We start from the raw sequence: 12,720 nt of genomic DNA on the forward strand, positions 1-12,720 counted from the left end.
CTTGCCGACGCATGCACCCCGACCCGGGGGCCGTGTCTACTTCGCCTGTCGGTACAGGTCGGGCTCGAGGTAGATCAGGCGGGCGAACGGGACCGCGGTGCGAACGCGCGTCTCGGCGGCATCGATGGCGTCGGCGACATCGGAGATCCCGAGGCCGGGCGCGATGGCCACCTTCGCGGCGACGAGCATTTCCTCCGGACCGATGTACTCGGACTTGAGGTGGATGACGGAGGTGATCTTCTCGCCGTCGATCAGGTTGTCGCGAATGGCACGATCCTGTTCGGGGGTGGCGCCCTCACCGATGAGCAGGCTCTTCATCTCGATGATGAGCACCACCGCGATGATGCCGAGCAGCACGCCGATGCACAGGGTGCCGATGCCGTCGTAGACGGGATCGTCGGTGATCATGGTGAGTCCGACCGCGCCGAAGGCCAGGATCAGGCCGATCAGGGCGCCGGTGTCCTCGAGCAGCACCACGGGCAGCTCCGGGCTGCGGGAGGTGCGGATGAACCGCCACCAGCTGGCGTCACCCTTGAGCGGGCGCGACTCGCGCACCGCGGTGATGAAACTGAACGTCTCGAGGCCGATCGCGATACCGAGGATGACGATTGCGACGATCGGCTGACTCAGTTCCTCGGGATGTTGGATCTTGTGGATGCCCTCGTAGATCGCGTACACCGAGCCGAGGGTGAACAGCACCAGCGCCACGACGAACGAATAGAAGTAGCGGTTGCGCCCGTAGCCGAACTGGTGCAGTTCGTCGGCGTCTTTGGCCGCGGCACGCTGACCGAACAGCAGCAGACCCTGATTGGAGGTGTCGGCCACCGAGTGCACCGCCTCGGCCAGCATCGACGCCGATCCGGTGATCGCCGCGCCGATGAACTTGGCCACCGCGATCCCCGCATTGGCCGTCAATGCGGCGATGATCGCCTTCTTGCCGCCACCAGCCGACATCTTGTCCCCGTCCTCCCGCTTCGCCCAACACGCTTTGCTCGCAACAGCCTAAGGGGAGTGGCGCGAAAAGTTCGCCCCGACGCTAGTTCCCGTCGCCCACGCAGGCGCTGAACAGCTGCGCGGCACCGCCGAGTGCTCGCGCGCGGATATCGGTGTCGGCCGCCGAGATCCAGGCGGCGCTGCCCGGTGCCAAGGTGAGTTCGCGCCCGTCGTGGCGCAATTCGATCGTTCCGTGAGTGCACAGCACGATGCCGGGTCCGGCGTCGGCGAGGGCGACGGGCTCGGCGTCGGGCGCCAGGTCGAACCGGCACAGCGCGAATTCGGGAGCTGGGGTCTGGTAGCGGACGCTGCCGTCGGGACCGGGTTCCGGTTCGATCACCGGCAGGTCGATCGGTTCGAAGTCGAGCACGCGCAGCAACTCCGGCACGTCGACATGCTTGGGGGTGAGCCCGCCGCGTAGCACATTGTCGGAGTTGGCCATGATCTCCACGCCGACGCCACGCAGGTAGGCGTGCAGATTTCCGGCGGCGAGGAACAGACCCTGGCCCGGTTCGAGGGTGAGCCGGTTGAGCAGCAGCGCGGCGAGCACCCCCGCGTCACCGGGGTACACCTCGGCCAGTTCCAGCGCGGTGCGAACCTCGGCGGTGAACTCGCGCGGTCCGGCGCCCGACAGGTACCGCACGCAGCCCTCGAGCACCGTGGGCAGCAGGGTGGCAAGGGCGGCGGGCGGCAGGGTGATCCAGGTGGTGAACAGCGTGCGCAGGCCGGCCGAATCAGGTTGGGCGGCAAGCAGTTCGGCGTACACGCTGAGGCCGGGCACGTTCAGGGCGCGCAGCAGGTCGACTGTGCGCTGCGGGTTGCGGAAACCGGCCAGCGCCTCGAAACGCTCCAGCGCGACGACCAGTTCGGGTTTGTGGCTGTCGTCGCGGTAGTTGCGCAGCGGCGAGTCGAGCGGCACACCGACCCGGTTCTCCCGCTGGAAACCGGCAAGCGCCTGCGCCGAACTCGGATGCGCCTGCAGTGACAGCGGTTCCTCCGCCGCGAGGATCTTCAACAGGAACGGCAGCCGAGGACCGAAACCCTCGGCCACCGGGCCCAATTCGCGCACCGGATCGGCGGCCAGTACGTCGAGCAGCGAGCGCGAACTGCCGTTGGACTTCACGTGCGCGGGGTCGGCGGGGTGCGCGCCGAACCACAGTTCGGCCTCCGGATGCGCCGAGGGCACCGGCCTGCCACACAACCGAGCGAGCGCGGTGCGCGATCCCCATGCGTAAGAACGCAGCGCACCAACGAGTTCCTGCACTAGTAGCGTCCCCCGTCGTGATATCGGTCCTGGTCGCTCGCGGCCGCGCCGTGCGAGCCGAGGCGAAGGTAGGCCGCGGCCATGTCGAGCCGCAGTGCGAGCACCGCCAGTTGCACGAGCTCACTGCCGTGCCCGCCCCCTGCGGCGGACGTGGCGGTCGCACTCTCGGCCGAAGGTTCCGAGCCGGGTTCGGCGAGCTGGGACTGGAGTACGTCGACATCGGCGTGCACGAGATCGGCGTCGACGAGCCCGCCGCCCGCGCCTTCGAACACGGCAAGCTTGCGGCGCGCGGCCGCCTGATCGGGGTGCACGCTGAGGGCGAGCACACGCACCCGGTCGACCGGTGCCGGACCGTCGAGTTCCTCGTCGTGGAACAGCGGATCGAAACCGGGCGCAGCGCCACCGGCCGCCTGGGCGAGCCGGCCCACGGCGGCGACGGTGTCGGCCAGATCCGCGGCCGAGGCCAGCTTGCCCGCCGACTGCAACAGCACCTCGGTGCCGTGCCCGGCCAGTTCGACCGCGGCGGGGGAGTCGCCTGCCAGGACGACGCCGACGCCGTGCATGCGGGTCGCGAGGGTTTTGGCCGGGTTGTGGAACACCTCGTTGTGCGGTCCGTCGCGCAGGGCCTCGGCGTCGAGCACGTCGGCGAGCGCGGTCAGCTCGGGGGTGGCGGGGACACTGCGCTGGGCGTCGACACCGCGCAGCACCGCGATGCCGACGGCGAGGAAACGCAGCAACCGGTTGTGGTCGAGCACGGGGACGCGGGGTTCGAGGACGATCGCGCGACCGGCGGCGACCGCCCGCAGCGGGCCCTCGTTGGGGGCGGCGATCACCACTTCGGCGCTGCGCCGCACGGCCCGGTCGACGGCGTCGATCAGGCGCGGATCGCCGGCGTCGTCACCGGCGACGAGCACCACGTCCAGGGGCCCGACCCACGGTGGCAGCGCGGTGACGGGCACGATCGGCAGTCCGGCACGGTCACCCAGGGTGGCGACCAGCAGTCCGGCTGCCCGGGCGGCCCGCCCCGATCCGGTGACGAGCACCAGGCTGCGCGGCCGCAATTGCGACAGACGTTCGATCAGTGAGGTCTCGGCGACCGCGGCGGCGGTGGCCCGCACCTGGGCACCGCCCGAGGCCGCCGATCGTAAGAAGCCGCCCGTGTCGGCCGCCTCGAGCGACGCGGCATCATCGAGGTCGAAAACCGGTGTTCCAGCGATCATCGCCGAGTCCACCTCCCCTCATCGCGCTGTGTGCTCCACGGCCGTCTGGTTTCCATGTTCCCAGTCAGGCGCGGACGATGCTCAGGATCTCGGTATCGAACAGAGCCGTTGTACTCGTTCGGCCGGTCCCCGATCATGTGGTTCCGCATCCTGGTTTCCATGTTCCCAGTCAGGCGCGGACGATGCTCAGGATCTCGGTCACGAGTGCGTTTACTTCGGTCTGCGATCCGGCCTCGACGTTGAGTCGGAGCAGGGGTTCGGTGTTGGAGGCGCGCAGGTTGAACCAGGCGTGGTCGCCCAGGTCGACGGTGACGCCGTCGAGGCGGTCCACCGACACGGTGCGGTCGGCGAATGCCGCGAGCACGGCGGCCGTGCGATCGGCGGCGTCGGCGACGGTCGAGTTGATCTCGCCCGAGGCCGCGTACACGTCGTAGGCGGCCATCAGTTCCGACACCGGCCGGTCGCCCTCACCGAGCGCGGCGAGCACGTGCAGCGCGGCGAGCATGCCCGAGTCGGCACCCCAGAAGTCGCGGAAGTAGTAGTGCGCGGAGTGCTCGCCACCGAACACCGCGCCGGTGGCGGCCATCTCCTGCTTGATGAACGAATGGCCGACCCGGGTGCGCACCGGCTTGCCGCCGAGTTCCTCGACCAGCTCGGGCACCGCACGGGAGGTGATGAGGTTGTGGATGACGGTCGACCCCGGCTCCTTGGCCAGCTCCCGCTGCGCGACCAAAGCCGTGATCGCCGACGGCGACACCGGCTCGCCCCGTTCGTCGACGACGAAGCACCGGTCGGCGTCACCGTCGAAGGCCAGACCGATGTCGGCGCCGCTCGAGCGCACCAGCGCCTGCAGGTCGACGAGGTTCTTCGGATCGAGCGGGTTGGCCTCGTGGTTGGGGAAGGAGCCGTCGAGCTCGAAGTACAGCGGCACGATGGTGACGGGCCCGAGGGTTCCGAGCACGGCGGGCACGGTGTGGCCGCCCATGCCGTTGCCCGCGTCGACCGCGATGGTGAGCGGACGGACCTCGTCGAGATCCACGAGCTCGCGCAGGAAGCTCGCGTAGTCGGCGAGCAGATCGACGGTCGAGGCGGAACCGGGCGCACCGTCGTAGGCAGGCACACCCGCAACGACCTCGGCGGCGATGGTGGCCAGACCGCTGTCCTGACCGACCGGCAGCGCGTTGGCCCGGCACAGCTTGATGCCGTTGTATTTGGCCGGGTTGTGGCTGGCGGTGAACATGGCACCCGGACAACCGAGCCTGCCGGAAGCGAAGTACAGCTGATCGGTGGAGGCGAGCCCGATGTGCACCACATCCAGGCCCTGACCCTGCACGCCCTGGGCGAACGCCTCGGCCAGCTCGGGCGAGGACTCACGCATGTCGTGGCCGATGACCACGCGCTCGGCGCCCTCGGCACGCATCAACCGGGCGAAGGAAGCGCCGACATCGCGCACGAACCCGGCGTCGATCTGCTCGCCCACCACCCCGCGGACGTCATAAGCCTTGATCACGGCGTTCACGAGTTCGCCAGAGCGCGCGAGGGTCGTCATGCCGCAAAGCCTAGCCGATCCGCCTCCCCGGGACTTTTGGCCAGACTCAGGCGCGGGGGAGGTGTCGTTGGCGGCCAGACTTGGGTGGGGTGTCGGGTTTGCTCGTGCCCGGTGAGTTACCCATGTGCTCACCTGCTGCCGGCGGAACTTTTGGTCGGACTCAGGTGTGGGGAAGGAGGCGTGGGCGGGCAAACCGAGCGGCACGTGGCCCGGAGTCGCAACGCCTGATCTCGCAAGCACATGGGTAACTCCCCGGGTACGGGCTCCGGTGACCCGGCACGGGAGTCTGGTCGCCAACGCAGGTCTCTCCGCGCACGAGTCTGGCCTGAAGTCGCGGGGAGGCGGGACAGCGGCGGGACAGCTATGGGTCGGGGAGGACTCGTAGGTGGCCGCGGCGGCCGGTGCGGGTTTGGCGGGGGGCCGGGGTGGAGGTGTCGCGGTAGCCGGGCTGGTCGGGTTCGGCGGGGCGGCGGCGTAGGCCTGCTTCGCGAACGGCTTCGGCCAGGGCGGTGAGATCGTCGTCGTCGGGGGTGCTGGAGGAGAAGCCGCCTTCGTGGCGCACCAGTTCCCAGCCCTTGGGGGCGGTGATGCGGCAGGCGTGGGTTTCGCACAGATCCCAGGAATGCGGTTCGGCGACGGTGGCCAGGGGTCCGACGACGGCGGTCGAGTCGGAGTACACATACGTCAGCGTCGCTACAGCCGGGTTCTTGCAGCCGGGTCGGCAGCAACGACGCATAGGGATCACGACGTCGAGATTAACCCTCCCGCCCACAAAAGTGGATACGGACACGCGGTGACAAGGGCGTCGTTCTCGCGCGCCGCTACTCCGGTTCGGGGTCGATCAGGTCGGGATCGACACCCAAGTAGGTCGCGATCTGTTGCACGAGAACCTCGCGCAACAGCTCGACGAGATCGTCGGGATCGGCGGCGCGCAGCTCGAGCGGCTTACGGAAGAGCACCACGCGCGCGCGGGTGGCGGCACCGTGACGGTCGACGCCCGCGGGGATGAGCCGCGACAGCGGGACCGGGCCGTCGGCGACGACCTCGTCCGGCCAGGTGACCGAATCAGGATGCAGCGGACGGATTTTCGGTACATCGTCGACGGCGATGTCGAGTTTGGTCAGCCGGTCGTGCCAGCGGGTGTCCAACGGTGCGAAGGCCTCGAGTACCAGCCGGTCGAATTTCTGGCCGCGCGTGCGCCAGGCGGGCACCGTCGGCGGGAGCATGGGGCCACGGACACCGCGACCGCGGCGGGTCACCGAACGAGCGGTCGGCGCCGGAAGATGTCGCCGGGAACGTGCCATGGGTACTTCGCCTCTCTCGCCTGACCGGTAAACGGGCGTTCGCCCGGAGACACCGACGTACTGCGCCTGCGTGGCTCCGGGCCAGGCCTGGAGAGTCTACTTTCGAACAGTCACTTATCCGATTCCGCGCTTCAGCCTGCGACGCTCTCGTTCCGAGAGACCGCCCCAGATGCCGAAACGTTCGTCATGCGCCAGCGCGTATTCCAGGCACTGGTCACGCACTTCACAGCCCAAGCAGATGCGCTTGGCCTCACGGGTCGAGCCGCCCTTCTCGGGGAAGAACGCCTCGGGGTCGGTCTGAGCGCAGAGGGCACGTTCCTGCCACTGCTCTTCGATCGACTCGAACATTTCGTCGAAGCCCGTGACGACCAGACTCAGCCGGGGGGCCGCGACTTCGCTTGCCGCGTCCGGTTCCGGCCAGCTCGTTTCAGCGCAGACAGCGTTAGCTGCGCCTGCTGTGGAATCGGTCGGCGAGACCAGGTTTTCGGTCATCGTTCCGCCTCCTCACTATGTGTTAGCGCAGAATGATTTCCGTCGGACCAACTAGAACCCCGACGGCCCAACACCGCGACGTAGTCTCGCGGGCTTCCCCGAGCCTGCCTTCCGGCGCGCCGGCACCCTCTCGCAAACGCCCCCGCGCTATGTCTTCTCGCGGTGACCGGAATGACATGTCTGTGATTAGACACGCCGCACTTGCCGGTGGTCAACCCGCCGTCACCCTTCCGTTACACTCCGGACCCGCCTTTCGTGTTGATCTTGTTATGTGCCGTGGCAAATGACCAGCAACTTTGTTCTTCAGCACGGGGAAACAACCCGGCAACCGGCACCACTTAGGCTGTGTCCCTGTGACTGCACAACACGCGGTGCGCGAGCCCAAGATCGCCGTTCTCGTCGGTGGTGTCGGGGGTGCACGGTTCCTCCTCGGTGTCAGGCAACTGCTGCCCGACGCTGATATCTCGGCCATCGTCAACGTCGGTGACGACGTCTGGATGCACGGCCTCCGCATCTGTCCCGACCTCGACACCTGCATGTACACCCTCGGTGGTGGCATCGATCCCGAACGTGGCTGGGGCCACGCGAACGAGACCTGGCACGCCAAGGAGGAACTGGCGAAATACAACGCCAAACCCGATTGGTTCGGGCTCGGCGATCGCGATATCGCCACTCACCTCATTCGCACCGAGATGTTGCGCGCCGGATTTCCGCTGTCCGCGGTCACCGAAGCGCTGTGTAATCGGTGGCAGCCGGGCGTGAAACTCATTCCGGCAACCGACGACCGCTGCGAAACCCACGTGGTGGTCAGCGATCCCGACAATGCTGGCGAACGTCGCGCGATCCACTTCCAGGAATGGTGGGTGCGGTACCGCGCGGCGCTTCCGACACACGGATTTGCCTCCATCGGCGCCGAACAAGCCTCTCCCGCACCAAATGTGACCGATATCATAGCCTCGGCTGACGCCGTGTTGCTCGCCCCCTCGAACCCCGTCGTGAGCATCGGATCGATCCTCGCCGTGCCCGGTATCCGCGGCGCGTTGCGCACCACCGAAGCCAAGGTCGTCGGCCTGTCTCCGGTGATCGACGGAAAGCCGTTGCGCGGCATGGCCGATGAGTGCCTGAAGGTGATCGGGGTGGATTCGACGGCCGAAGGAGTCGGCAGGCATTACGGCGCCCGCTCGGCCACCGGCATCCTCGACGGTTGGCTCGTCCACTCCACCGACACCGCCGAGGTGCCCGGCGTGGAGGTGCGCAGCGTGCCGCTGCTCATGTCCGATCCCGAGGCGACGGCCGAGATGGCCCGCGCCGCACTGGAACTGGCGGGGGTGAAGGCGTGAACACGCCGACCGACCACGCGGCGGGGGAACTGCGGATCCTGCCGGTCACCGGACTGCCGGAGTTCCGGCCCGGCGACGACATCGCCGAACACCTTGTGGCACAGGCACCCTGGCTCGCCGACGGCGACATCCTCGTGGTGACGAGCAAGATCGTGTCCAAGGCCGAGGGCCGCATCGTCGCCGCCCCGACCGACCCCGAGGAACGCGACACCGCCCGCCGCGAGCTGGTCGACGCCGAGGCGGTGCGGGTGCTCGCGCGCAAGGGCCGCACCCTCATCACCGAGAACCGGCTCGGCATCGTGCAGGCCGCCTCCGGTGTCGACGGCTCCAATGTCGCCGAGGGCGAATTGGTGCTGCTCCCGGTGGATCCCGACGCCAGTGCCAAAGCGCTGCGCACGGCCGTCGCCCAGCGGCTCGGCGTCGACGTGGCCGTGGTCGTCACCGACACGATGGGCCGCGCCTGGCGCAACGGCCAGATCGACGCGGCCATCGGCTCGGCCGGCCTGCGCGTGCTGCACGACTACGCGGGTGCGGTCGACGGGCAGGGCAACGAACTGCAGGTCACCCAGGTGGCCGTCGCCGACGAACTGGCCGCCGCCGCCGACCTGGTGAAGGGCAAGCTCGGCGCGGTGCCGATCGCGGTGGTGCGCGGCCTGCCGACCGTCGACGACGGTTCCACCGCGGCGGCGCTGCTGCGTGGCGGGGTGGACGACCTGTTCTGGCTCGGCACCGCCGAGGCGATCGAGCTCGGCCGCAAACAGGCTGTGCCGCTTCGTCGTTCGGTGCGCGCGTTCAGCGACGAGCCGGTCGACCCGGAACGGCTCAGGGCCGCGGTCGCCGCCGGTCTCACCGCCCCGGCTCCGCACCACACCCGGCCGGTGCGCTTCGTCTGGTTGCGTGATCGCGAAGTGCGTGCCCGGCTGCTTTCCGCCATGGCCGACAAGTGGCGTGCCGATCTCGCGGCCGACGGACTCGACCCGGAGCGGATCGAACGTCGCGTCGCGCGCGGGCGGATCCTGGTGGACGCGCCGGAGGTCGTGATCCCGTTCTGCGTACCCGACGGTGCCCACGACTACCCGGACGCGCGTCGCCAGGCGGCCGAGCAGACGATGTTCACCGTTGCCGTCGGCGCTGCCGTGCAGGGTCTGCTCGTGGCGCTGGCCGCCGACGGTCTCGGCAGCTGCTGGATCGGCTCGACGATCTTCGCACCGGAGGTGACCCGCGAGGTCCTCGGTCTCCCCGGGGACTGGAATCCGTTGGGCGCCATTGCGATCGGCCATCCGCAGGAGACACCCGAGCCCCGGACGGTCGGCGACCCCGGCCCCGGCCTGGTCGAACTGTGAACCGCACAGCGACCGCGTGCGGCCACGGTCGGCGACGCCGTCCCGTGTCGGGTCGAACTGTGAACCGTGTGGGGGCGGCGCGCCGCTCGGTGCATTCAGGTGCCGCCGGCTCGATGTGGCGCCGGGCCGGTGCGGAGACGCCGTCATGAGCGCCGAATCCCTGCACGCCTCCGCGACCGAACTGCTCACTTCCTGGAAACCACCGACCGACGCGGATTCCTCACTGCGCGAAGCGATGCTGGCGTTTCTCGGGTCCGCGCCGCGCGGCTGTCTGCGTGAACACGCGCCCGGCCACATCACCGCCTCGGCGATCGTGTTGTCGCACGACCGCCGCGAAGTGCTGCTCACCCTGCACCCGCGCGTGGGTCGCTGGATCCAGCTCGGCGGCCACTGCGAGCCCGGCGACGACACCGTCGCCGACGCCGCGCTGCGCGAGGCGGTCGAGGAATCCGGCATCCCCGACCTGTCGCTGATGCCCGGTCTGTACGGTGCGCAGGCGCATCCGATCACCTGTTCGCTCGGTGTGCCGACGCGTCATCTCGACCTGTTGTTCGAGGTCGTCGCCCCGCCCGGGGCGGTACCGGTGCGCAGCTCCGAATCCACCGATCTGCGGTGGTGGCCGGTCGACGGGCTACCACCTGGCGCCGACGTGGCGCTGAAAGACTGACCCCTCGCTGACCGGCGATCGTGGCGGCCGCACCCGAACGGGTGCGGCCGCCTTTTCCGTTATCTCCCCGTTATCTGCTTTACAAATTCGCAAATTTGTCTAGACATCGACCGGAGGTGAGGCCTATCGTCTGTGACAGAGAGTTACGCACATCACATGTGTGAGATGTGCCTCAGGATGGAGACAACGATGTCCACCGACGCCAACCCGTCCGAACGGACGGCAGCGCCGCCGCAATGGCGCGATTCCAAGCGATACCTGTGGCTGTGGGGCCTGTTCGCTCCCACCGGACTGTTCACGATCGCGATCCCCATGATCTGGGGCCTCAACCAGCTCGGCTGGCACCGCCTGGCCGAAGTGCCGTTCTGGCTCGGCCCGGTGCTGGTCTACATCGTGATCCCGCTGGCCGACCTGTTCTTCGGCCCGGACGGCAACAACCCGCCCGACGAGGTCATGGAACAGCTGGAGAACGACAAGTACTACCGCTACCTGACCTACCTCTACCTGCCGTTTCAGTACGCCTCGCTGATCTTCGCCTGCTACATCATCACCGCCGACAACTTGCACTGGCTCGGCTTCCCGGGCGGTGCCAATGTGGTCGACAAGATCGGCATCGCGATCAGCGTCGGCATGATCGGCGGCATCGGGATCAACACCGCGCACGAATTGGGCCACAAGAAGGTCGAATTGGAGCGCTGGCTCTCGCGTATCGCGCTGGCCCAATCGTTCTACGGGCACTTCTACATCGAGCACAACCGTGGTCACCACGTGCGGGTCGCCACCCCGGAGGACCCCGCCAGTTCACGTCTCGGCGAGTCCTTCTGGGCTTTCTGGCCGCGCACCGTCTGGGGCAGCCTGCGCTCGGCTTGGCACCTCGAGAAGGAACGGCTCGCCCGCCTGGACAAGGGCCCCTGGACGCTGCGCAACGACGTGCTCAACGCCTGGGCCATGTCGGTGGTGCTGTGGCTCGGGCTGATCCTGGCCTTCGGTATCGAGGTGCTGCCGTACCTGATCCTGCAGGCGGTGATCGGCTTCAGCCTGCTCGAGTCGGTGAACTACCTCGAGCACTACGGCCTGGTCCGGCAGAAGACACCGAGCGGGCGCTACGAGCGGCCTGCCCCCGAGCACAGCTGGAACAGCGACCACCTGGTCACCAACATCTTCCTCTACCACCTGCAGCGCCACAGCGACCATCACGCCTATCCGACCCGTCGCTACCAGACGCTGCGCAGCTGGGACGGCGCACCGAACCTGCCGAGCGGTTACGCCAGCATGATCCTGCTGAGCTACTTCCCCCCGATCTGGCGCAAGGTGATGGACAAGCGACTGCTCGCGCACTACGGCGGCGATGTCACCTTGGCCAATATCGAACCCAAGCGCCGCGAGCAGGTGCTGGCGAAGTACGGAACGGAGGCGCCATGAGTGCGTACAAATGCCCCGTCTGTGATTATGTCTACGACGAAGCCGAAGGCGCTCCCCGCGAGGGTTTTCCGGCAGGCACCTCGTGGTCGGCGGTGCCCGACGACTGGTGCTGTCCCGACTGCGGAGTGCGGGAGAAGATCGATTTCGAGGCGGTAGGAGTAGCGCGATGACCGAGTACAAGCTCTTCCAGTGCGCCCAGTGCGGATTCGAATACGACGAAGCGCAGGGCTGGCCCGACGACGGCATCGCCCCCGGCACCCGTTGGGACGACATCCCCGACGACTGGACCTGCCCGGACTGCGGCGCCCGCAAATCCGATTTCTTCATGGTCGAGATCGAACGTTCGTGAGCGCGGCGCGCCAGGGTGCGCGCCCGCCGTACCAGGAGGCCGCGCGCGAACTGCTGCGTACCTCGGTCCTGGACTCCATGCGCGAGCTGCTCACCGAACGGGACTGGTCCAAGATCACCCTCGGTGACGTCGCCGCCAGGGCCGGGGTGAGCAGGCAGACGCTCTACAACGAGTTCGGGTCGCGCGCGGGCCTTTCCCAGTCCTACGCGCTGCGCCTGGCCGACTCCCTCGTCGACCAGGTGCGCGACGCGATCCACCGGCACGTCGGCGACGCGCACGAGGCCATCCGCGACGGCATGACCGGCTTCTTCTTCGCCGCCGCGGCCGACCCCTTGGTCCGCTCGCTGCTCGCCGGGGAGATGAAGCCTGATCTGCTGCGGCTCATCACCCTCGACGCGGGCCCCCTGCTCGAACACGCCACCGCACGCCTGGCCGACGTCTTCCAGCACAGCTGGGTGAACGCCACCGAGACCGAGGCCGATGTCCTCGCGCACGCGCTGGTGCGCATCGCGCTGAGTTACATCCCCAATCCGCCGGTCCCCGAACGCGACGCACCCGCCGAGATGGCCGCTCTGCTGAGTCCCTACGTGGAGGCGATTGTTCAGGCACGCGGTATCCGCCCCTAGACAGAGTGGGACGGATCACTATAAGGGGTGATCTGCTCTTATTCGCGGTGATGTAACCATCACCACGTTTGAGGAGCGGCCGCTGTGTAACGTGCCCCTGGTCTGTCAGTATTCACATCCGTCGGCAGTTGGTCTTTTTGTAGCGGAGCGG

14 protein-coding genes are annotated in these 12,720 nt (G+C 68.2%); 7 read left to right on the forward strand and 7 right to left on the reverse strand.

Annotated features, from left to right (window positions below; genetic code table 11):
- Window positions 1-36: 36 nt before the first annotated feature.
- The 7 genes from AB0F86_RS13925 to AB0F86_RS13955 form a co-directional block, all read right to left on the reverse strand.
- Window positions 37-954, reverse strand: coding sequence for a cation diffusion facilitator family transporter (locus AB0F86_RS13925; RefSeq protein WP_225278873.1), 918 nt, complete (start codon window positions 952-954; stop codon window positions 37-39).
- An 82-nt stretch (window positions 955-1,036) separates the two neighbouring features.
- Window positions 1,037-2,257: a mannose-6-phosphate isomerase, class I gene (gene manA / locus AB0F86_RS13930; RefSeq protein WP_225278874.1), complete on the reverse strand. Its 1,221-nt coding sequence runs from the start codon at window positions 2,255-2,257 to the stop codon at window positions 1,037-1,039.
- Complete coding sequence (locus tag AB0F86_RS13935; protein WP_225278875.1) at window positions 2,257-3,477, reverse strand: tobH protein; 1,221 nt, start codon at window positions 3,475-3,477, stop codon at window positions 2,257-2,259. The genes manA and AB0F86_RS13935 overlap by 1 nt, the downstream gene beginning before the upstream one ends.
- A 169-nt stretch (window positions 3,478-3,646) precedes the next feature.
- Window positions 3,647-5,026 (reverse strand): phosphomannomutase/phosphoglucomutase, encoded by a 1,380-nt coding sequence (locus AB0F86_RS13940; RefSeq protein WP_356985709.1) that lies wholly within the window; start codon window positions 5,024-5,026, stop codon window positions 3,647-3,649.
- 361 nt (window positions 5,027-5,387) lie between these two features.
- Window positions 5,388-5,762, reverse strand: a complete 375-nt coding sequence (locus tag AB0F86_RS13945; protein WP_225279228.1) for a DUF3499 domain-containing protein — start codon at window positions 5,760-5,762, stop codon at window positions 5,388-5,390.
- Between the two features lie 85 nt (window positions 5,763-5,847).
- Entirely contained in the window at window positions 5,848-6,330 is a 483-nt protein-coding gene (locus tag AB0F86_RS13950; RefSeq protein ID WP_201449895.1) for a metallopeptidase family protein, read from the reverse strand.
- Window positions 6,331-6,444: 114 nt separating this feature from the next.
- Window positions 6,445-6,678, reverse strand: a complete 234-nt coding sequence (locus AB0F86_RS13955) for a WhiB family transcriptional regulator (protein ID WP_133733920.1) — start codon at window positions 6,676-6,678, stop codon at window positions 6,445-6,447.
- A 515-nt stretch (window positions 6,679-7,193) separates the two neighbouring features.
- Between AB0F86_RS13955 and cofD the strand changes: the two genes are divergently transcribed.
- The 7 genes from cofD (at window position 7,194) to AB0F86_RS13990 (ending at window position 12,569) form a co-directional block, all read left to right on the forward strand.
- A complete protein-coding gene (gene cofD, locus AB0F86_RS13960) occupies window positions 7,194-8,162 on the forward strand; it encodes a 2-phospho-L-lactate transferase (protein WP_181700323.1) in 969 nt (322 codons plus the stop codon).
- A complete protein-coding gene (locus tag AB0F86_RS13965; RefSeq protein ID WP_356985710.1) occupies window positions 8,159-9,505 on the forward strand; it encodes a coenzyme F420-0:L-glutamate ligase in 1,347 nt (448 codons plus the stop codon). The genes cofD and AB0F86_RS13965 overlap by 4 nt, the downstream gene beginning before the upstream one ends.
- 145 nt (window positions 9,506-9,650) lie before the next feature.
- Complete coding sequence (locus AB0F86_RS13970) at window positions 9,651-10,172, forward strand: NUDIX domain-containing protein (protein WP_356985712.1); 522 nt, start codon at window positions 9,651-9,653, stop codon at window positions 10,170-10,172.
- Between the two features lie 189 nt (window positions 10,173-10,361).
- Entirely contained in the window at window positions 10,362-11,594 is a 1,233-nt protein-coding gene (locus tag AB0F86_RS13975; RefSeq protein WP_181700254.1) for an alkane 1-monooxygenase, read from the forward strand.
- Window positions 11,591-11,764 carry a rubredoxin gene (locus tag AB0F86_RS13980; protein ID WP_225278880.1) on the forward strand — a complete coding sequence of 58 codons (174 nt, stop codon included), beginning with the start codon at window positions 11,591-11,593 and terminating at the stop codon, window positions 11,762-11,764. Before AB0F86_RS13975 ends, AB0F86_RS13980 begins: the two co-directional genes overlap by 4 nt.
- Window positions 11,761-11,943 carry a rubredoxin gene (locus tag AB0F86_RS13985; RefSeq protein ID WP_181700258.1) on the forward strand — a complete coding sequence of 61 codons (183 nt, stop codon included), beginning with the start codon at window positions 11,761-11,763 and terminating at the stop codon, window positions 11,941-11,943. The genes AB0F86_RS13980 and AB0F86_RS13985 overlap by 4 nt, the downstream gene beginning before the upstream one ends.
- Window positions 11,944-12,020: 77 nt before the next feature.
- Complete coding sequence (locus tag AB0F86_RS13990) at window positions 12,021-12,569, forward strand: TetR family transcriptional regulator (protein WP_181700326.1); 549 nt, start codon at window positions 12,021-12,023, stop codon at window positions 12,567-12,569.
- The last annotated feature ends 151 nt before the right edge of the window (window positions 12,570-12,720 follow it).

The sequence above is a fragment of the Nocardia sp. NPDC023733 genome, from assembly GCF_040639775.1.
In the GTDB taxonomy this organism is placed as follows: Bacteria; Actinomycetota; Actinomycetes; order Mycobacteriales; family Mycobacteriaceae; genus Nocardia; species Nocardia rosealba.

Bases quoted from the DNA above. Each gene is read 5' to 3' on its own strand.
- AB0F86_RS13955 (WP_133733920.1), bottom strand. From the start codon at position 6,678: ATGTTCGAGTCGATCGAAGAGCAGTGGCAGGAACGTGCCCTCTGCGCT.
- AB0F86_RS13950 (WP_201449895.1), bottom strand. From the start codon at position 6,330: ATGGCACGTTCCCGGCGACATCTTCCGGCGCCGACCGCTCGTTCGGTG.
- AB0F86_RS13990 (WP_181700326.1), top strand. From the start codon at position 12,021: ATGCGCGAGCTGCTCACCGAACGGGACTGGTCCAAGATCACCCTCGGT.
- AB0F86_RS13925 (WP_225278873.1), bottom strand. From the start codon at position 954: ATGTCGGCTGGTGGCGGCAAGAAGGCGATCATCGCCGCATTGACGGCC.
- AB0F86_RS13935 (WP_225278875.1), bottom strand. From the start codon at position 3,477: ATGATCGCTGGAACACCGGTTTTCGACCTCGATGATGCCGCGTCGCTC.
- AB0F86_RS13980 (WP_225278880.1), top strand. From the start codon at position 11,591: ATGAGTGCGTACAAATGCCCCGTCTGTGATTATGTCTACGACGAAGCC.
- AB0F86_RS13945 (WP_225279228.1), bottom strand. From the start codon at position 5,762: ATGCGTCGTTGCTGCCGACCCGGCTGCAAGAACCCGGCTGTAGCGACG.
- AB0F86_RS13975 (WP_181700254.1), top strand. From the start codon at position 10,362: ATGTCCACCGACGCCAACCCGTCCGAACGGACGGCAGCGCCGCCGCAA.
- AB0F86_RS13985 (WP_181700258.1), top strand. From the start codon at position 11,761: ATGACCGAGTACAAGCTCTTCCAGTGCGCCCAGTGCGGATTCGAATAC.
- AB0F86_RS13940 (WP_356985709.1), bottom strand. From the start codon at position 5,026: ATGACGACCCTCGCGCGCTCTGGCGAACTCGTGAACGCCGTGATCAAG.
- AB0F86_RS13970 (WP_356985712.1), top strand. From the start codon at position 9,651: ATGAGCGCCGAATCCCTGCACGCCTCCGCGACCGAACTGCTCACTTCC.